This is a genomic window from Nonomuraea sp. ATR24, assembly GCF_041950485.1.
Lineage (GTDB): Bacteria > Actinomycetota > Actinomycetes > Streptosporangiales > Streptosporangiaceae > Nonomuraea > Nonomuraea ceibae.
On sequence record NZ_JBGNUU010000002.1, the window covers coordinates 678884 to 696974 of the forward strand.

Here is an 18091-nt window from a genome sequence, read left to right on the forward strand (position 1 = left end):
CTGGTGATCTCGCCGGGTGATCGCGGGCGGCCCTCACCCGGCGCCCGGGCAGGTGGCGCCGGACGGCGGGAGGCGCAGGCTGATCAGGTAGCGGTTGACGTGCGCGGTGACGCAGCCGCCAGGACCGGACAGGTACAGCGTGTGCCCGTGGCCCTCGTACCGGAGGTTGGACGAGCCCGGCACCCGGCGGACGGCGCGGGCCACCTCGTCGTGGTCCGTCCAGCTCCCCACCCCGAGCAGCGGCGGCAGCCCCCACGCGGGCAGCGGCGCCGGCGGGTTGGTGACCGGCGCGGGCCAGCCCGCGCAGGCCAGCGGCCACCACGAGCGCTGCCCGGCGAAGTGAGGCGACACCCGCTCCGCCTCGCGCAGCGCCTCACGGAAGGCGGCGTAGCTCCCGTACCCCTTGCCGTCCAGGCAGTGCGTCATGTTCTGGCCGGCGGCCGCGGGCACCTTGGCGCTGCCCGTGGCCTGCCTGACGTAGTCGGCGAACCCGGAGGCGTCGCCGCCCTCCGCCTTCTCGATCGCGGCGGCGAGCTGGACCCAGCGGGGCACCTCGGGCTCGCGGCCGGGCGAGACGAAGCTGGGCCCGGCGGCGACCTTCAGGTCGAACCCGCTGTAGGCGGCCCCCGACGGGTCGCCGCGCACCGGCACCGGCTTGCGGTCGGCGGCGGTGACCAGCCGTCGCCACACCCCGGCCACGTCCCTGCCGTGCAGCGCGCAGGCGGTGTCCGCCCGGCACCAGGCGGCGAAGCGCACCAGCTGCCGCTCCAGCCGCGCGTACAGGGCGGGCTCGGTGGCGGCGACCGGCTCCTGGTGGTCGGCGGCGCCGTCCAGGACCATCGCGCGCACCCGGGCGGGGAACAGCCGGGCGTACGCCTCGGCGGGGTGGCCGCCGTAGGAGTTGGCCAGGAAGCTCAGCCGCGGCTCGCCGAGCGCCACGCGGACGGCCTCGATGTCGCGGGCGACGGAGGCGGAGTCCATGTGGTCGAACAGCTCCGGGTCGGCGGCGCGGCACCGCTCGGCGTGCTCCCGGTTCGCCCGCGCCAGCTCGGCCCACTCGGCGCGGTCGCCGGGCAGCGTGATCCACGGGCCGGTGGACAGGCACGCGTACGGCAGCGGGCCGCCGGGGACGGCGGTGTTGCGGGGGGCGAGGCTGACGACGTCGAACCGGTCGCGCAGCTTGGCGAACCGCGCGTGGTGCTGCTTCAGGTCGTCGATCCCCGACCCGCCGGGGCCGCCGGGGACGGAGAACAGGACGCCGATCCGGCGGCCCGCCCCGGAGGCGGGCAGCATCGCGACCGGCACGGTGATCGTGCGCCCGGCGGGCTTGTGCCAGTCGAGCGGCACCTCGACGGAGGCGCACCGCAGGTCCCCGGGCGCGTCCTTGTCCGCGCACGGCCGCCAGGCCAGGGCGGACGCCGCGCCGCCCGCGTCACCGGACGCGGGCGCCACCGCCGGTTCTGCCGGCCCCGCCGGCATCCCCGGTGACAGCCCGGCCGCCGGCAGCACCGTGGGCAGGACCGCCGTCAGCGCCGTCAGCAGCACCGCGGCCGCGCCGGCGAGCAGCGGCCTGAGCCTGCGGCCCTTCAGCGCCGTGACCGTCGCGCCCGCCGCCAGCGCGACGGCGACGTGGCCCGCGAGCAGCGCCGCCGCCGCGACGGGCGGCAGCAGCCCGCCCACCCCGGCGACTTGCGCGGGCAGGTTCTCCAGCAGGTACGAGCCCACCTGGGCCCGCAGCGGCGACGGCAGCGCCTGCGCGGCCACGGGCAGCACCAGGAAGACCAGCACGAGCGCGACCAGGGTGCCCGGCGTCGACCGGATCGCCGCGCCCGCCCCCAGCCCGACGAGGGCCGCCGCCGTCATGGACAGCCCGGAGACGGCCACCGACGCGAGCACGCCCGGCTCGGCGAGCGAGGTCCCCAGCGTCCCGCCGTCGAGCAGCAGCTGGTCCGCGCGGCTGCCGAGGACCGCCTGCGCGGCCCCGTGCATGGCGAACGCCAGGACCTGACCGGCGACCAGGGTGACGGCGGCCAGGCCCGGCACCTTGGCGAACAGGAACACCTGCCGCCTCGGCACCGCCGCCAGGCTGGTGCGGATCAGGCCGGTGGCGTGCTCGGCGGTGATCGTGAGCGCGCCCAGCGTGCCGAACACGACGTAGGCGATCGGCAGGCCCGTGCCCAGCCCGGCGCCGACGCCGGTGAAGCCCAGCCGCTCCTCGAACGTCTGCCGGTCGAACCCGCGCCCGATCAGGTACGCCACCCCGGCGCAGGCCAGCACGGCGAGCAGCGAGACGGCCAGCAGGTACGCGTTGGAGCGCAGCGAGCGGAGCTTGTGCCATTCGGCGGCGATCGCGTCCGTCATCGGCCCTGCTCCGTCCCGGTACGGGCGCCGTACTCGACGCTGTCCTCGGTGAGCTCCATGAACGCCTCCTCCAGCGATGCGCCGCGCGGTGTCAGCTCGCCTAGCGCGACGCCCGCGCCCAGCGCCAGCTCCCCGATCACCTCGGCATCCAGCCCCCGCACAGACAGCCCGCGCACGGACAGCCCGCGCACGGGTGGGCCGGGGGGCGCCTCTTCGGGGGTCACGGTGGCGCCGTGCGCGCGCAGGACCCCGGCCAGCCGTTCCGGGTCCGCGGCCCGGACGAGCACGTCGCGGCGGAAGCGGCCGGCCAGCTCGCCGATCGCCGTGTCCGCGATCAGCTTGCCGCGCCCGATGACGACGACGTGGTCGGCGGTGAGCGCCAGCTCGTTCATCAGGTGGCTCGACAGCAGGACGGTCCGCCCCTCGGCGGCCAGCGCCCGCAGCAGGTCGCGGATCCAGCGGATGCCCTCCGGGTCGAGCCCGTTCAGCGGCTCGTCGAACATCAGCACCGCCGGGTCGCCCAGCAGTGCCGCCGCGATCCCCAGCCGCTGCTTCATGCCCAGGGAGAAGCCGCCGATCCGCCGCCCGGCCACGTCCGTCAGCCCCACCTGGCCGAGCACCTCGTCCACCCGCCCGGCGCCGATGCCGTTGCTGCGGGCCAGGCAGCGCAGGTGGTCGCGGGCGGTCCGGCCGCCGTGCACGGCCCCGGCGTCGAGCAGCGCGCCCATCGTGCGCATCGGGCGGCGCAGCGACGCGTACGGCCGCCCGTCCACCAGCGCCTCGCCTCCGGCGGGCACCTCCAGCCCGAGCACGGCCCGCATGGTGGTGGACTTGCCCGCGCCGTTGGGGCCCAGGAATCCGGTCACCAGGCCCGGTCTCACGCTGAAGGTCAGCCCGTCCACGGCGACCGTGCGGCCGTAGCGCATGGTCAGTCCCCGTACGTCGATCACGTCTCCCCCTCGTCCGGCATGGTCGGCCGGAACGAGCCTCGCGGTGCGCGGGCCCGGTCTCCAGGGGGGCCGGTCCACCTCCGGGGTGGGAATTCACCACCCCGGTGGTAGGCGCAGACCTACCGCCGCACGCTCGCGGGCACGGCAGACTGCAGGGGTGAAGGGGAGGAAGACCGTCGCCCGGCGGGCGCTCGGCGCCGTCGCCGGGGTGGGGGCGCTGGCGCTGAACGCCGCCACCGGGGTGGCCGCGCCCGTCCTGCTCGCCCTGCTGGCGTCGGGCGCCGCGCTGGCGCCGCTCACCGGGCGGCCGCTCGCGTGGGCGCGCGCGGCGGTGGGGCGGCTGGCCGGGCATCAGCGCCGGTGGGCGCGGCGGGTGCTCGCCCGGGACGGCGACCCGGCGGACGCACCGGCGGGCGGCACGGTGGATGCCTCGGCGGGCGGCCCGGCTGCCGCTCGGCGGGAGGTGCTGTGGCTGGCCGTGCACGCGGTGTCCGGACCGGCTCCCGTGGCCGTGGTGTGGGCGATGCTGGCGGCCCTCGACTATCTGTTCTTCCGGCTCCAGCCGTCCCGCCCGAGCATGCTGAACACGTACTCCATCAGCCTGGCCCTCGTGGCGATCGCGGTCGTGGCCCTGCTGGCCGTGCCGCTGTTCCGCACCGGGCAGGCGCGGCTGGCGCGGCTGCTGCTCGACGCGCGGCCCGCGCCGGACGCGCGCATCCGGGAGCTGACCGCCTCCCGCGCCGCGGTCGTCGACGCGCACGCCGCCGAGCTGCGCCGCATCGAACGCGACCTGCACGACGGCGCCCAGGCCAAGCTCATCGCCATCCGCATGAGCCTGGGGCTGGCGCGCGCCGCCGCCGACCCGGACGAGGTGCTGCGCGCGGTCGACGAGGCCAGGGAGGTCGCCGGTCAGGCCCTGACCGACCTGCGCGACCTGGTGCGCGGCATCCACCCGCCGGTGCTGGCGGACCGCGGCCTGCCGGGCGCGATCGGGGCGTCCGCGCTGCTCTGCCCGATCCCCGTCGACGTCGACGCCGAGCTGCCCGGCCGCCCGCAGCCGCCCGTCGAGTCGGCGGCGTACTTCGCGGCTGCCGAGGCGCTGGCCAACGTGGCCAAGCACAGCGGCGCGTCGCGGGCCTGGGTGCGGCTGCGGCACACCGGTGGCGTGCTGCGGCTGACGGTGGGCGACGACGGTCACGGCGGCGTGCGCCGCGACCTCGGCACCGGCGTGCGCGGCATCGAGGACCGGCTGTCGGCCTTCGACGGCACTCTCACCGTGGACAGCCCGCCGGGCGGGCCGACGGAGCTGATCATGGAGGTGCCGTGCGCGTTGTCATAGCCGAGGACCTGGCCCTGCTGCGCGACGGGCTGGTCCGCCTGCTGTCGGCGTACGGCTGCACCGTGGTGGAGGCGGTCGACAACGGCCCGATGCTGCTGGAGGCGCTGCTGCGGCACCGCCCCGACGTGTCGGTGATCGACGTGCGGCTGCCGCCGGGCTTCGCCGACGAGGGGCTGCGCGCCGCCCTGGAGGCGCGGGCCCGGGTGCCGGGGCTGCCGGTGCTGATCCTGTCGCAGTACGTGGAGCAGCTGTACGCCAGGGAGCTGCTGTCGGACCGGTCCGGCGGGGTGGGTTACCTGCTGAAGGACCGGGTGGGCGACGTCGACGGGTTCGTCGGCGCGGTGCGCCAGGTGACGGCCGGGGGCACCGCGATGGACCCGGAGGTCGTCTCGCAGCTCCTCACCCGGCGCGGCCGGGACGAGCCGCTGGCCGCGCTGACGCCGCGCGAGAGGGAGGTGCTGGCCCTGATGGCGGAGGGCCTGTCCAACCTGGCGATCGCGGCGCGCTTCCGCGTCACCGACAAGGCGGTCGCCAAGCACACCACGAACATCTTCGCCAAGCTCGGCCTGCCGCCGTCCGACGACCACAACCGGCGCGTCATGGCGGTCCTGGCCTACCTCCAGGCCACCCCATAGCCACCCCCGGCCCCCACCATCCACCGTCCACACTGACGACCGGACGGGTACGGGGGCCGGGGCAGGGCTCAGTCGCCGCCCGGGGGGACGCGGCCGGGCGGGGGCGGGGTCGGGGCGCCGCCGGTGAGCGTGTCCTCGGGACGTACGGGGAGGTTCGACTCGCGGACGTAGAACGCGGGCGGGCGGGGGGCGACGCGGTGGACGTAGCGGCCGACCACCGCCACCCCGGCGAGCGTGGCCGCGGACACCAGCAGGTGCGCGGCCTCCAGCCCGAGTGCCGCCGCCGCCAGCGCCAGCACCGCCACCAGGTAGAGCGCGTTCAGGGGCCGCCACGAGAAGCCGAAGAACAGCTCGAAGGCGTGCCCGGCCAGCCGGGCGGGCCGCAGCTTGGAGCGCCCGGCGTCGCGCTCGCGGTGGCTGACGTCGACCGCGGTGTGCCGGGCCCCCACCAGCGGCACCGCGGGCATGAACCAGGGCAGGCGCAGCTCGCTGATCGTCCGGGCGACGCTGGTGCGCATGAGCCGGAACGTGGAGGCGCCGCGCGGCATGTCGATGCGGAACACGGCCCGCGCCGCCCAGTGCAGCCCGGCCGAGCCGATCTTGCGCAGGAGCGGGTCGCGCCGGCGCACCCGGCGGCCGAAGACGACGTCGTAGCCCTCGGCTGCCCTGTCGAGCAGCTTCCAGATCTGCGACGGCGGCACCTGCAGGTCGGCGTCGCACTGCACGATCCATGGCCACGCGGCGTAGCGGTAGCCGGCGGCCGTGACGGCGTCGATGCCGAAGTTGCGGGTGAAGGACAGGTATCCCACTCTCGGGTCGGCCTCGGCCAGCGCCCGGATGTAGGCGAGCGAGTCGTCGGTGCTGCCGTCGTCGACGAACAGGATCTGCAGGTCGGCGAGGTCCGCCAGCTCCCCGGTGAGTTCCCGGTAGGCGACCTCCACCTGCGCGCCCTCGTTGTAGCACGGAACCAGCACGGTCAGCCCGGTGCTCATCGCGCCCTCCACAGCGCCAGGCCGAGGACGAGCGGGTTCGCCCCCAGCGCGTACACGGCTCCGGCCGCCCCGGTCAGGGGTACGGCCACGGCGCCCAGCGCGGCGACCGCGGCCAGGGCGACGACGACGGCCCGGGCGTTGGCCCGTAGGTCGGTGTGTTCGACGACGAAGGTGGCGCCGCTGGCCAGGGCCTGCATCGGCAGCAGCGTGAGGGCGAGCGCGGCGAGCGCGACCGGCCCGTGCGCGCCTGCCGCCAGCGCGAACCCGGCGGCCGTCAGCCAGAGGGCGGCGCCCAGCGCGGCGAGCCCGGCCATGCGCCGCCCGAGCACGCGCGCCCCGGCCGCTCCCCCGCCGGCCACCCGCAGGGAGAGCTGCGGCTGGTAGATGCGCTGCACCGTGTAGAGGATCGACAGCGCGAACCCCCAGCCGAGCGTGACCAGGTACAGCTCGCCGCTGTGGGCCGCGTACGGGCTCAGGGCGAGCTCGACGAAGAGCACGCCAATCATCGCGTTGTTCATCACGTCGGCGGCGCCCATCAGCAGCACCGTGCCGGTGAGCACGCGGCGCAGCCCCGGCCGGGGCCGTGATGCGCGCGGCAGCCCGGGCAGCAGGGACAGGTTGAGCGCGGTGACCAGCGCCAGCAGCCCGGCCAGGTAGCCGGCCGGGCCGACCCCGGCGAGGAAGGCGAGCGCCGCCATCGCGCCCATCCCGAGGCCGAGCACGGCGAAGTGGACGGTGTCGCGCGTGTAGCGGCCGAGCGCGCGGTGCAGGGCGACGCCGAGCATGCCGCAGCCCAGCGCCACGTAGTAGGCGACGCCCAGCAGGTAGAGCGTGACCGGCTCCCCCGGGGCGAGGGCCAGCGCGGCCAGCGCCGCCGCGAGCGGCGGCAGCGGCACGTAGGCGACCAGGACGCGGAGCATCCCGGCGAGGTCGTCCCGGGTGCGCCGGGCGCGCGGGATGAGCTTCAGCGCCGCCTTCTCGCCGCCCGACTGGACGACCATGCACAGCCAGCCGGCCGCCCCCATCACCGCCCCGTACGCGTCGAACTCGGCCCGGCTCCAGGCCAGCGCCAGCAGGGCCGCCGAGCCGTACAGCATCACCCGGAACGCGGCGCGACCGGCGAGGAGCGTCACGAGCCGGGGCAGCCCGATGCGGTGGGCGGCGGCGGTCATCCGGCGTCCAGGTCGGCGGGCAGGTCGGCGGGCTGGCCGGCGGGCAGGTCGGCGAGCACCCGGTCGCGGAGCGGGCGTGAGCCGTCGCGCAGGTAGGCGCGCAGCGCGTCCTCGATCTCGGCGGCGCCGAAGCGGCCGATCACCCCGGCCAGCGACGGTCCTCTCTCCACCTGGAACAGCGCCGAGAACAGCGCTCTGACCTGGGCGGGTTCGAGGCGTTCCGGCAGCGGGAGGAGGCCGGCGACGAGCTCGGGGTCCGGCGGCTCCGCCGGTGGCGCCGCCGGCCAGGTGGCCGGGCGGCCGGGCCCGGCGAACCAGGCGCGCACGTGGGCGAGCCGTTCGGCGGCCCAGGGGTCGCCCGGCGCCAGGCGGGCCTCGGCGAGCGGCAGGTCGTAGCAGGTGGCGTGCAGGGCGGCGCACACCTGGGAGAAGGCGGGCGGCTTGGCGGGCAGGTCGGCGAGCGGGATCTCGCTGACCTCGGCCAGGAGCGCCGCGGCGGCGTCGTCGGTCCTGGCCTTGGCCACGAACGCGTCGAACTCCTGGTACCAGCGGTTCATCGCGGCCCGGTCGGGCGGGCCGTCGTCGCCGCGCTCGCGCAGCCATCGGATCATCCGGGCGGGCAGGTACGGTTCCAGCGGGTCGCCGGCCACGGAACGGAGCACCACCGGGGCCGCGCGGAAGACGGCCCCGCAGGCGCGGCAGGCGTGCCGCCGCCGGTTCGGCAGGCGGCCCGGCAGCGGCACGGGATGCGGGTCCCCGCACTGGACGCACCTCACGGCGGCTCCCTTCACCACGGCACCGCCAGCGCCGAGGAGGTCACCAGTTCGGCGCCCAGGTCGCTCTTGACCTCGGCCTGCCCCTTGCCGAGCACCAGGCCGCTCCTGCCCGCGCCGATGGCCCACTCGATCATGCGGACGTAGCCGTCGAAGTACAGGTGCTTGCGCCCGCCCTGCTCGACGGGGACGGCGCCCCAGCTCAGGCAGATGGGCCAGGCGGCGTGGTCGAGGATGAGCGACAGGCCGAGCAGCCTCCCGCGCCGCCGGTACGTCAGCGCGACGCATTCGCCGCTGCCGATCAGCGCCTCCAGGTAGGGCAGCGGGAGCGGCGGGGCGGGGGTGAGCCGGCTGCGGTGCTTGAGGTCGTTCTCGGCGCGCATCCGGGCCGCCTCGTCGGCGCTGACCAGCTCGCCGGCCGGGCCGACGCGAACCGACAGTTCGGCGGCGATGGTCCGGGCGCGCCTGCGCAGGGAGTCGCGGCGGCGCGGGTCGAGCACGGCGTACCACTGGTCCAGGTCGGGCCAGGGCAGGGCGAGCGTGGCCAGCGGCGCGGTCGGCAGGCGGAGCCCGAGCCGGCCGGGCAGCCGGGCGGCCTCGCCGTCCGACACCTCGCGCCAGACGGTGCCCCGCCAGCCGGGGCCGAGGTGGCGGCGCAGCGCTCGCGTGCAGGCGGGCAGGAGGTCGGGGTCGGGGTCGCCGCGCCACCACCAGCCTTTCTGCGACCGGTTGGCGGGCGCGTGCACGTCCACGACGCCGGCGGGCCCGCGCCGGTCGGCGTAGGCGCCGCGCCGCAGCCGGGGTGACCGCAGTGAGGCCGCCACCGCTCCCACGGCCCGGCCGTCGCGACGCGCCACCGCCAGCGCGAGGGGCGCCTGGGCGCTCCAGGCGTAGGCGCGCAGCAGGTCGTACCGCCAGGTCACCCGCTGGCCGGCGGCCTGGCGTAACTCCTCCCAGTCGCCGGGCTCGGGGTCGTGGCGCGGGTCCAGCAGCTCGACCCTCATCCGATCGCCCACCGGGGGACGGCCACCAGCCGCATGGGCAGGTAGTCGAAGCCGAGCGAGCGCTTCACGTCGACGAACCCGCGGCCGGCGAACAGCCGTTCGGCGCGGCCGGCGGTCGCGTGGGCGATGATCCGGACGTAGCTGTCGAAGTACAGGTCTTTCCGGCCGCCCTCCTCGGCGGGCAGGGCCGCCCAGGGCCCGTACATGGGCGTGGTGGGATGGTCGTAGACGACGGCGAAGGCCAGGAGCCGGTCGCCCTCGTGGTAGGAGACGGTCCGGACGTCGTCGCGCCGGATCAGCTCGGCGAAGTAGGCGGCGGTCAGCGGCAGGCGGCGGTCGAGCGCGGCGGCCACCCAGCCCTGCGGCGTCGTGGGCGCGGTCAGCCGGGCGGCGTGGCGCTCGTGCAGCCGGGCCAGCTCGGCGGGGTCGAGGTCGGTGCGGCCGTTGCCCTCCACGACGGTCAGCGTGCCGTCCTCCTCGATCCGCCTGATCTGGCGGCGCAGCGTGGAGCGGCGGTTGCGGCTGAGCGTGGCGATCCACCCGTCGCGGGCGGGCCAGCGTACGGGAAGCTGTGTGGTGCCCGGGGACTGGCGGACCAGGGCGCCGGTCCTGGCGACGAGCGGCAGCGCGGCTTCGGTGACCATCCGGTAGACGACCCCGGCCAGCCGCCAGCCGAACTCGGCTGCGGCGGCCCGCTCGAAGCCCCTGATGAGCTCGCGCCCTTCGGCGCCGCCGGGCAGGCACCAGGTGGGGCCGTTGGAGTGGGCGGGCAGGCGCACGTCGAGCACGAGCGGCCCGCGTCCGAACCGGATCGCGCCCACCGCGCCGACGATGCGCCCCGCCTCGTGGACGACGCACAGGAGGGGCCGGGCCCACGATCGCTCGAAGGAGGCGCGGATCACGTCATAGGACCAGATGGCCGTCAGGTCGTGGCCGCGGCGGAAGTCTTCCCAGCCGTCGGGCTCGGGGTCTCGCCCTGGCTGTAAGAAGCTGAACTTCACGATGTGCCCTATTCGGATTAGGCATAACAACTCTGCATCAGACTTATGGCCTGTTAAGAATCGCAGTATATGTCTGCTTTGATCATGGACGCGCATCAACACCTGGTGCGTGAATCTGCTGCCCGAGCATCACCAGTGCACGGCGTTTCACCAGGGGAAACAGCATGAAAGTTGGCGTCACCGGAGGTAACGGCTTCATCGGCCGCTACGTCTGTGAGGAGTTAGCCACCCGCGGTCACACCCCCGTCGTCTTCGACCACCGCGATCGCGGCGCCGGAAGCTTCGAGTTCATGCTCGGCGACATCAGGGATGCCACGGCGATGGTCGAGCTGGCCGCGCACACCGACGCGATCATCCACCTCGCCGCCGTCCTCGGCACCCAGGAGACCATCGACAACCCGCGCCCCGCGGCCGAGACCAACCTCTCCGGCGGCCTGAACTTCCTCGAGGCCGTCACCCAGTACGACCTGCCCGGCGTCTACATCTGCGTCGGCAACCACTGGATGGACAACAGCTACTCCATCTCCAAGACCGCCGTCGAGCGTTTCGTGCGCATGTTCAACGCGCACCGCGGCACCCGCGTCAACCAGGTCCGCGTCGTCAACGCCTACGGCCCCCGCCAGATGGCCGCCCCGCCCTTCGCTCCCGGCAAGGTACGCAAGATCACCCCGGCGGTGATCTGCCGCGCGCTGTCCGGCATGCCGGTCGAGCTCTACGGCGGCGGCACGCAGATCTCCGACATGGTCTGGGTCGGCGACGTCGCCCGCGGCCTGGTGTCGGCGCTCGAGGCCGCCGCCGCGGGCAACACCCTGGACCACGTCGTCGAGGTCGGCCCCGTCGAGTCCGCGAGCATCCGCACGATCGCCGAGCTGATCATCGACCTGTGCGTGGAGCGCGGGCACGACCGCGTCCCGATCGTCGACCTGCCGATGCGGCCGGGCGAGACCCCGGACACCGCCGTCACCGCCGACCCGGAGACGCTGCGCGCGGTCGGCATCGACCCCGCCACCCTCGTGTCGCTGTCGGAGGGCATGGCCAAGACCGTCGACTGGTTCATCGAGAACCGCGGCACCCACTGGAACAGCCCTTCATGAGACACCTGGTGGTCCTCGGCGGCTCGGACGGCACGGTCAGCGCCTTCCGCGCCGCCCGGCGGCTCGGCCTGGCGACGATCTGCGTCGACATGCGGGCCGACGCGCCGGGGGCCGTGGAGGCCGACGAGTTCCTGCACGTCAGCACCCGTGACGTGGCCGCCGTCGCGGCCGCGTTGCGGGGCCGGGCCGACCTGGCCGGCATCCTGGCTCCGGGCAGCGACATCAACCTTCCGTCGCTGGTCGAGCTGGCCGGCCTGCTCGGCCTGCCCTGCGGGGTGCCGGAGGAGACGCTGCGCGCCTCCACGGACAAGATCTACTTCCGCCGGGTGTGCGAGCGGATCGGCCTGCCCGGACCACGTTACGCCGACCGGCCGCAGGACCGGCCGCCGCTGCCGGTCATCGTCAAGCCCGTCGACTCCGGCAGCTCGCGCGGCATCACCGTCTGCCGCGAGCAGGCCGAGCTGGGCCCGGCGATCGAGCACGCGGCGGCCGTCTCCCCCAGCGGCCGGTTCGTCATCGAGGAGCTGCTGACCGGGCAGGACCTCTGCGCGGAGGCCATGCTGCAGGACGGCGAGGTCGCCCTGCTCGGCCTGAGCAGGCGCGTCACCGAGCCGCCCGGGGTGGTCGCGATCGGCCACGACATGCTGCCCCCAGGCGCCCTCGACAAGGAGGTCGCCCGGCAGCTCGAACTCCTCTGCGCGGAGATCGGCTACACCGACGGGCCGCTCAACGCCGACCTGTTCGCCGACGGCGGCGAGGTCCGGCTGATCGAGATGGGCGCGCGGATCGGCGGCAACGGGCTGGGCGAGGCGCTCGGACTGATGCACGGCGTGGACACGGTCGAGGCGACCGTCCGCCTGGCGATCGGCGAGCGTCCCGACCTGACGTCCGCCCGGCGCGGACCGGCCTCGGTACGGGTGCTGCGCGCGCCCGTGGCCGGCACCCTGGTCGCCATCCGGGGCCTGGAGTCGCTGCCCGGCAGCGCCGAGGTCGTCGTGGTGGCCAGGCCGGGAGACCCGGTGGCGCCGTACACCGAGTGCCGCGCCAAGCTCGGCTACGTCGTCGACCACGAGCCGCCCGACCTCGACGCGCTGATCACCGTCGATGTCCGTTGAGGTCACGGCGGCGGGAGTCCCGGCGGTCAGGTTCTCCCCGGTGAGGTGGGAGCGGGCCTACCGGCGCGCGGTGCGCGCCGCGTTCGCCCGCGTCCCCTTCTACCGGGACCAGTGGGTACGGGCCGGGCGGGCGCTCGGTGAGCCGGTGCCCACCCCGAGCGCCGAGCTGGCCGGTCAGCTCCACCGCCTGTGCCCGTTCGCCCGGCCCTACGATCCGGGCGCGGAGGCGAGCCCGTGGATCGGCCCGGCCGGTGACCTGCGGGCCGCGCTGGCCGTGGCGGGCGCGGGCGGCCGGGCGCCGGTGCTGGAGGTGCGCCGGGCCGTGCTCGACCGCCGCGCGCTCGGCCCGGGCCGGCGCTACGGCGTGCTGCTCCATCCGGACGCCGACGTCGTGCACGAGCGGCGGCGGCGCGAGCTGAACGAGCCCGCCCTGCGCCTGGCCGAGACGGCCGGGCGGGCGGTCGTGGTCGGCGAGCGGGAGGCCGTGGCGGAGTTCCTGCCCGCGCTGGCCGGGGTCGAGACGCGCGTGCTGGAGCGGACCGGCCTGGCGGGCGCCGGTGACCTGATCCACGACCCGCACCTCGGCTACTACGCCGCGCGCGCCGCGTGCGGCGAGATCCACCTGCTGTGGCGGCGCTTCCACGCCCGGCCCGCGGCCGGCTCGCCCGCGGTCACCGCGCTGCTCAGGCGCAGGCCGACGCTGGTCGACGTGGTCCCGGAAGGGGCCGCCGCGCTCGGCCGCTGCCCCGGCCACGGCACCCCGACCCTTGGAGTGACCCCGTGATCACCATGATCAGGGCCAACCTGGTGACGCTCGTCGCCGGCCTCGTGGCCGTCGCACTGGCCGGGCTGGTCCGCTTCGTCCTGCCCTACGAGCAGGACATCACCACGCTGTGGGGCTTCCTCGTCAAGCTCACCCCGCAACTGGCCGCGATCGTGGCCATCGCGTGGCTGGACGTGGAGACCGCGCGCAGGCTGCGGCTGCACCTGGTCGTCCTGCCCGCGCTGTTCCTGGGCTTCCTGCTCTACTTCGTGCCCGGGACGTTCATCGCGGCCATGGACATCGAGGAGGGCCTGACCACCTTCGAGGAGCTCTATCTGCACGTCGTGGTGTTCGTGCCGTTCCTCATCGTGGCGCTGCTGCTGGCCTACCGGCTGGGCGGCGGGTCGCGGGAGGGCGTGCTGCGGACCGGCCTGGCGATGTCGATCCTGCACGTGTCGGGGCTGGAGGACCTGGTGGCGGTCCTGATGAACCGCAGCCTGGAGACCATCCCCGAGGTGTGGGCGTGGGCCGACCACATCACCGTGCGCCTCGGCCACCCGGCGACCAGGACCGAGGTGTACGTGTTCATCACCGTGCACGTGGTGGCGGCGCTGCTCGTGCTGTTCGTGCCGCGGCGATGGCTCCGGAGATCTCCTCAAACCGACTGAATACGGTTATCGTTTGCGTGCCGGACATGCCGACCGGCCGGGACGCGGACGGGAGATCAAGGTGCGAGGACGAGCCACGATCCTGCTGCTGGCGTTGCTGGGCGCGGTCCTGGCGGGCTGCGGCGCGCCGGAGCAGGCAGGCGCCGGGCAGCTCACGCTGGCGGCCCCGCGTGACCTCGTCGCCGGGCCGCAGGACCCGTACTACGCGCACCAGACGCTGGGCGTGTGGGAGCCGCTGGTGACGGTGGACGACCGGCTGCGGCCGGTCCCGGCGCTGGCCGTCTCGTGGGAGCGGGCCGAGCGGGGGCGGCGCTGGACGTTCACGCTGCGCGACGGGGTGCGGTTCAGCGACGGGTCGCCGCTGACGGCCGAGGCCGTGGTCGCCAACGTCCGCCGGTTCCTGCGGATCGCGCCCCGCCAGTCGGCGTTCTTCAGCCTCGACGCCGGGATGGAGGCGGCCTACGGCAAGCTCCGCGACGTGCGGGCCGAGGCGGGCAGGGTGACGTTCGAGCTGGCCGAACCGGTGGCCGACCTGCCGGCCAGGATCGCCGGGTTCTTCAGCATGGTGCAGTCGCCGAAGGCGTTCGCCGCCTCGGGCGACTTCACCGGCGAGCCCGTCGGGACCGGCCCGTACAGGCTCGTGGAGTGGGTGAAGGGGCAGCGGGCGGTGCTGGCCGCCAACCCGCACCACCACGGCGGCGCGCCCGTCTACGACCGGATCGTGGTCCGGGTGATCCCCGACGCGAACGCGCGCGTGGCGGCGCTGCGGGCGGGCGAGGTCGACGGGCTGATCGACAAGGGCGCGCTGCTGCCGGGGCAGGTGGGCGCGGTGGCCGCCGATCCCGGCTTCCGGGTGGTGCGCAGCCCGTCGGTGCTGACTCATTACCTGACGTTCAACGCCTCGCGTGGCCCGTTCGCCGACGCCCGGTTACGGGAGGCGGCCGAGCTGGCGATCGACCGGCGGGCCGTCGCGCGCACGCTGCTCGGGGGCACGGCGACGGCGGGCGGGGCGTTCCTGTCGCCGGTCTTCGGCGACCTCGCCGCCCCGGGCTCCGGCGCTCCGCACGACCCGGGACGGGCCCGCGAGCTGGTCGCCGCCGCCGGAGCGCCGGCCGAGCCGGTGTCGATCCTCGTCTCGTCCGCCGAGACCGGGCAGTTCCCCTATACGGGCATCGCCGAGGTGCTGCGGGTCGCGCTGGAGCAGGCGGGGCTGCCCGCCCGGGTGACGGTGGCCGAGGCCACCAAGGCGGTGATGGAGGCCGGCGACTACGACGTCTTCCTGAGCGCGTACAGCGTGCCGAACGGCGACCCCGACTACCTGTTCCGGCGGTTCCTGCGCTCCGACGCGGCGTGGAACACCGAGCGGCGGCTCGGCTACCGCAGCGCCGCCTTCGACGACCTGGTCGACGAGGCCGCCGTCGAGACCGATCCGGGCGGCCGGCGCGAGCTGTACCACCGCGTCCAGCGGATGCTCGCGGCCGACCGGCCGATGATCCCGCTGGCCTACCAGGACAACGCGATCGTCACGACGAGCCGGGTCGGCGGCGTGCGGCAGAGCGTGGCGTACGTGGTGGACCTGGGCGCGCTCGTCCCGCGACGGTGACGGCCGTCGTCCTGCGGCGCGGCGCGGAGCTGCTGCTCGCGCTGCTGGCGGTGTCGGTGCTGGTGTTCCTGCTGACGTCGCTGGCGCCGGGCGACCCGGCGGAGGAGATCCTGCGGCGCGGCGGCGTGCAGCCGACGGCGGCCGGCGTGGCGGCGCTGCGGGCCGAGCTCGGCCTCGACCAGCCGCTGTTCACCCGCTACCTGCGCTGGCTGGGCGGGGTGGCGGGCGGCGACCTCGGCCGGTCCTACGCCGACCGGTCCCCGGTGGCCGCCGAGGTGTTCTCGCGGGTCCCGGCGACGCTGCGGCTGGCCGGGGCGTCGGCCCTGGTCGCGGTGGGGCTCGCGGTGCTCGCCTCGGTCCGCCTCGCCCTGCGGCCGCGCGCGCCGCTCAGCCGGGCGATCGCTCTGGTGACGGCGGCGCTCACGGGCGTGCCGCCGTACATCGTCGGCATCCTGCTGATCAGCGTCGTCGCGGTCGGCCTGCGCGCGCTGCCCACGGGCGGCGACACCGGGCCGGGCGCGGTGGTGCTGCCCGCGCTCACGCTCGGGCTGGCGGGCGCGGCGACGCTGCTGCGGCTGCTGCGCGCCGACCTCGCCGACGCGCTGCGGCAGCCGTTCGTCCGGCTGGCCGCCGCGAAGGGGCTGCGCGCCCGGCGGACGGTCCTGGTGCACGCCGTACGGGTGGCCGCGCCGAACGCCGTCACCGCCGCCGGGGTGGTGCTCGCCGAGCTGCTGGCCGGGGCGGTGGTGGTGGAGACGCTGTTCGCCTGGCCGGGCCTGGGGCAGCTCGCGGTGACGGCGATCCGGCAGCGGGACGTGCCGGTGGTGCAGGCGTACGTGCTCGTCACCGGGGCCGCGATCGTGCTGCTGCTGGCGTGCGTGGAGCTGTGCCTGGCGGCGTGCGACCCGAGGGTGCGGCGGCGATGAGGGGACGCGCCGGGCAGGCGCTGCTCGCGGCGGTCGTGCTGTTCTGCCTGGTCACGCCGCTGGTGTCGGGGCACGATCCGCACGCGCCCGACCTGGGGCGGGCCATGCTGCCGCCCGGTGGCGGGCACTGGCTGGGCACCGACCAGCTCGGCCGTGACCTGCTCACCAGGACGGCGGCTGCGGGCCGTACGTCGCTGCTGGTGGCGCTGGCGGTGACGGCGGCCACGACGGCGCTCGGCGCGGTGACGGGCGCCGCCGCCGGGCTGGCCGGCGGGGTGGCGGACCGGCTGCTGGGCTTCGCCGCCACCGTGGCGCTCGCCCTGCCGGGGCTCACGCTGGCGCTCGCGCTGGCGGGCGTGCTGCGGCCCGGGTACGGCACGGTGCTGGCCGCGCTGGTGCCGCTCGGCTGGGTGAGCTGCGGGCTCGTCGCCCGCACCGCGACCCGGCAGGCGGCCGCCTCCGATCACGTGCTGGCGGTGCGGGCCATCGGCGCGTCACGCCTCTACCTGCTGCGGCGCACGATCGGGCCGGAGCTGGCCGGTCCGCTGCTGACCGTCGCCACGGCCGACTTCGCCAGGGCGCTGGTCGCGGTCACGTCGCTGAGCTTCCTGGGGGCCGGGCTGCCGCCGCCCGACACCGACTGGGGCGGCATGGTGAGCGAGGCCACGCCGCTGCTGGTGGCCGCGCCCCGGCTGGCCGTCGTGCCCGCGCTCGCCCTGGCCGTCACCGGCCTCGCCGTCGCGCTCGTGGCCGACGCGCGACGGGCGGCTCAGACGGCTCAGACGGCTCAGACGGCTCAGACGGCTCAGGCGGCTCAGGCGGCTCAGGCGGGCGGGAGCCGGTAGACCGACACGTGCGAGCGCGAGTCGGCGGTGAACTCCGCCCCGCTCCAGTCGGCGTGCCGCGACTCCAGCTCGAACCCGGCGAGCTGCGCCATCAGGTCGAGCTCGGCCGGCCACACGTAACGCTGCGGGGTGCGGAACAGCTCCGCCTGCCGCCCGTCGCCGAACGTGAAGTGGTGCGACACGACGAGCTGCCGCACCACGTCGTAGGTGTCGAGCCCGATGTAGCCGGGCTCGCTGTGGTAGACCATCGCCTGCTGGCCCGGCGGGAGCTTGCGCAGCTCGGGCACCCAGAGCTCGATCACGAACCGGCCGCCGGGCGACAGGTGCCGGGCCGCGTTGCGGAAGCAGGCGACCTGCTCGGCCTGGGTGAGCAGGTTGCCGATCGTGTTGTAGACGAGGTAGACGAGCGAGTACGCGCCCGGGGCGACCGCGCTCGCCATGTCGCCGGCGACCACCGGGATCGCCGCCTCGCCCGCCTTGGTGCGCAACTGGTCGATCATCGGCTGGGACAGCTCGATGCCGGTGACGGGCACCCCCCGCTCGGCCAGCGGCACCGCGACCCGGCCGGTGCCGATGGCGAACTCCAGCGCCCGCCCGCCGCCCGCGAGCGCGGCGAGCCGGTCGACCGCGGGCTTGAGCACCCCGGGCGCGAACATGCCGGCGCCCGGCGTGTCGTAGCGGCGCGCGGTCTCGGCGTCCCAGATCTCCTCCTGTCGCATGCTCCCCACCCTGACCCGGCGGCGTCCGGACTGTCCACCGCTTTACGGCCGGGTGAGCGCGACGCGTGAAGACCGGATTCGGTGATCGGCTGACTACGCTGCGCAGTTGTCTCTAGGTTGCGACAGGAGCG

The 18091-nt window shown here is 75.6% G+C and carries 17 protein-coding genes; 9 read left to right on the forward strand and 8 right to left on the reverse strand.

Features of this window, described 5'->3' with window-relative positions:
- Window positions 1–33: 33 nt before the first annotated feature.
- On the reverse strand, window positions 34–2361 hold the full coding sequence (locus tag ACBI99_RS07105; protein WP_375071930.1) for an alpha/beta fold hydrolase: 2328 nt from the start codon (window positions 2359–2361) through the stop codon (window positions 34–36).
- Window positions 2358–3311 carry an ABC transporter ATP-binding protein gene (locus ACBI99_RS07110; RefSeq protein ID WP_375071931.1) on the reverse strand — a complete coding sequence of 318 codons (954 nt, stop codon included), beginning with the start codon at window positions 3309–3311 and terminating at the stop codon, window positions 2358–2360. Before ACBI99_RS07110 ends, ACBI99_RS07105 begins: the two co-directional genes overlap by 4 nt.
- Window positions 3312–3468: 157 nt before the next feature.
- Between ACBI99_RS07110 and ACBI99_RS07115 the strand changes: the two genes are divergently transcribed.
- Both ACBI99_RS07115 and ACBI99_RS07120 read left to right on the forward strand, forming a co-directional pair.
- Complete coding sequence (locus tag ACBI99_RS07115) at window positions 3469–4650, forward strand: histidine kinase (RefSeq protein WP_308126033.1); 1182 nt, start codon at window positions 3469–3471, stop codon at window positions 4648–4650.
- On the forward strand, window positions 4635–5285 hold the full coding sequence (locus tag ACBI99_RS07120; protein ID WP_375071932.1) for a LuxR C-terminal-related transcriptional regulator: 651 nt from the start codon (window positions 4635–4637) through the stop codon (window positions 5283–5285). The genes ACBI99_RS07115 and ACBI99_RS07120 overlap by 16 nt, the downstream gene beginning before the upstream one ends.
- A 68-nt stretch (window positions 5286–5353) precedes the next feature.
- Here ACBI99_RS07120 and ACBI99_RS07125 read toward each other — a convergent pair whose 3' ends face one another.
- The 5 genes from ACBI99_RS07125 to ACBI99_RS07145 are packed head-to-tail and all read right to left on the reverse strand — an operon-like array spanning window position 5354 to window position 10227.
- Entirely contained in the window at window positions 5354–6277 is a 924-nt protein-coding gene (locus tag ACBI99_RS07125) for a glycosyltransferase (protein ID WP_375071933.1), read from the reverse strand.
- Window positions 6274–7449: a hypothetical protein gene (locus ACBI99_RS07130; RefSeq protein WP_357592344.1), complete on the reverse strand. Its 1176-nt coding sequence runs from the start codon at window positions 7447–7449 to the stop codon at window positions 6274–6276. The genes ACBI99_RS07125 and ACBI99_RS07130 overlap by 4 nt, the downstream gene beginning before the upstream one ends.
- Entirely contained in the window at window positions 7446–8225 is a 780-nt protein-coding gene (locus ACBI99_RS07135) for a hypothetical protein (protein ID WP_375071934.1), read from the reverse strand. The genes ACBI99_RS07130 and ACBI99_RS07135 overlap by 4 nt, the downstream gene beginning before the upstream one ends.
- Window positions 8226–8236: 11 nt before the next feature.
- Window positions 8237–9226 carry a hypothetical protein gene (locus ACBI99_RS07140; protein ID WP_375071935.1) on the reverse strand — a complete coding sequence of 330 codons (990 nt, stop codon included), beginning with the start codon at window positions 9224–9226 and terminating at the stop codon, window positions 8237–8239.
- Entirely contained in the window at window positions 9223–10227 is a 1005-nt protein-coding gene (locus tag ACBI99_RS07145) for a GNAT family N-acetyltransferase (protein WP_375071936.1), read from the reverse strand. The genes ACBI99_RS07140 and ACBI99_RS07145 overlap by 4 nt, the downstream gene beginning before the upstream one ends.
- Window positions 10228–10391: 164 nt before the next feature.
- Here ACBI99_RS07145 and ACBI99_RS07150 point away from each other — a divergent pair, with 164 nt between their 5' ends.
- From ACBI99_RS07150 to ACBI99_RS07180, 7 genes are all read left to right on the forward strand, one after another.
- The gene (locus ACBI99_RS07150; RefSeq protein WP_219510663.1) at window positions 10392–11321 is read left to right on the forward strand and encodes an NAD(P)-dependent oxidoreductase; all 930 of its coding nucleotides are present in this window, start codon (window positions 10392–10394) and stop codon (window positions 11319–11321) included.
- Window positions 11318–12436, forward strand: a complete 1119-nt coding sequence (locus ACBI99_RS07155; RefSeq protein ID WP_357592352.1) for an ATP-grasp domain-containing protein — start codon at window positions 11318–11320, stop codon at window positions 12434–12436. The genes ACBI99_RS07150 and ACBI99_RS07155 overlap by 4 nt, the downstream gene beginning before the upstream one ends.
- Window positions 12426–13220: a hypothetical protein gene (locus ACBI99_RS07160; protein ID WP_219510661.1), complete on the forward strand. Its 795-nt coding sequence runs from the start codon at window positions 12426–12428 to the stop codon at window positions 13218–13220. The genes ACBI99_RS07155 and ACBI99_RS07160 overlap by 11 nt, the downstream gene beginning before the upstream one ends.
- The gene (locus tag ACBI99_RS07165; protein WP_219510660.1) at window positions 13217–13867 is read left to right on the forward strand and encodes a hypothetical protein; all 651 of its coding nucleotides are present in this window, start codon (window positions 13217–13219) and stop codon (window positions 13865–13867) included. Before ACBI99_RS07160 ends, ACBI99_RS07165 begins: the two co-directional genes overlap by 4 nt.
- Window positions 13868–13928: 61 nt before the next feature.
- Window positions 13929–15470: an ABC transporter substrate-binding protein gene (locus ACBI99_RS07170; protein WP_375071937.1), complete on the forward strand. Its 1542-nt coding sequence runs from the start codon at window positions 13929–13931 to the stop codon at window positions 15468–15470.
- Window positions 15467–16396 (forward strand): ABC transporter permease, encoded by a 930-nt coding sequence (locus ACBI99_RS07175; RefSeq protein WP_219510658.1) that lies wholly within the window; start codon window positions 15467–15469, stop codon window positions 16394–16396. Before ACBI99_RS07170 ends, ACBI99_RS07175 begins: the two co-directional genes overlap by 4 nt.
- Window positions 16393–17241 (forward strand): ABC transporter permease, encoded by an 849-nt coding sequence (locus ACBI99_RS07180; protein ID WP_375071938.1) that lies wholly within the window; start codon window positions 16393–16395, stop codon window positions 17239–17241. Before ACBI99_RS07175 ends, ACBI99_RS07180 begins: the two co-directional genes overlap by 4 nt.
- Here the strand turns inward: ACBI99_RS07180 and ACBI99_RS07185 are convergent.
- On the reverse strand, window positions 17220–17960 hold the full coding sequence (locus ACBI99_RS07185) for a class I SAM-dependent methyltransferase (RefSeq protein ID WP_375071939.1): 741 nt from the start codon (window positions 17958–17960) through the stop codon (window positions 17220–17222). The two genes, ACBI99_RS07180 and ACBI99_RS07185, sit on opposite strands and share 22 nt — an antisense overlap.
- Window positions 17961–18091: the final 131 nt, after the last annotated feature.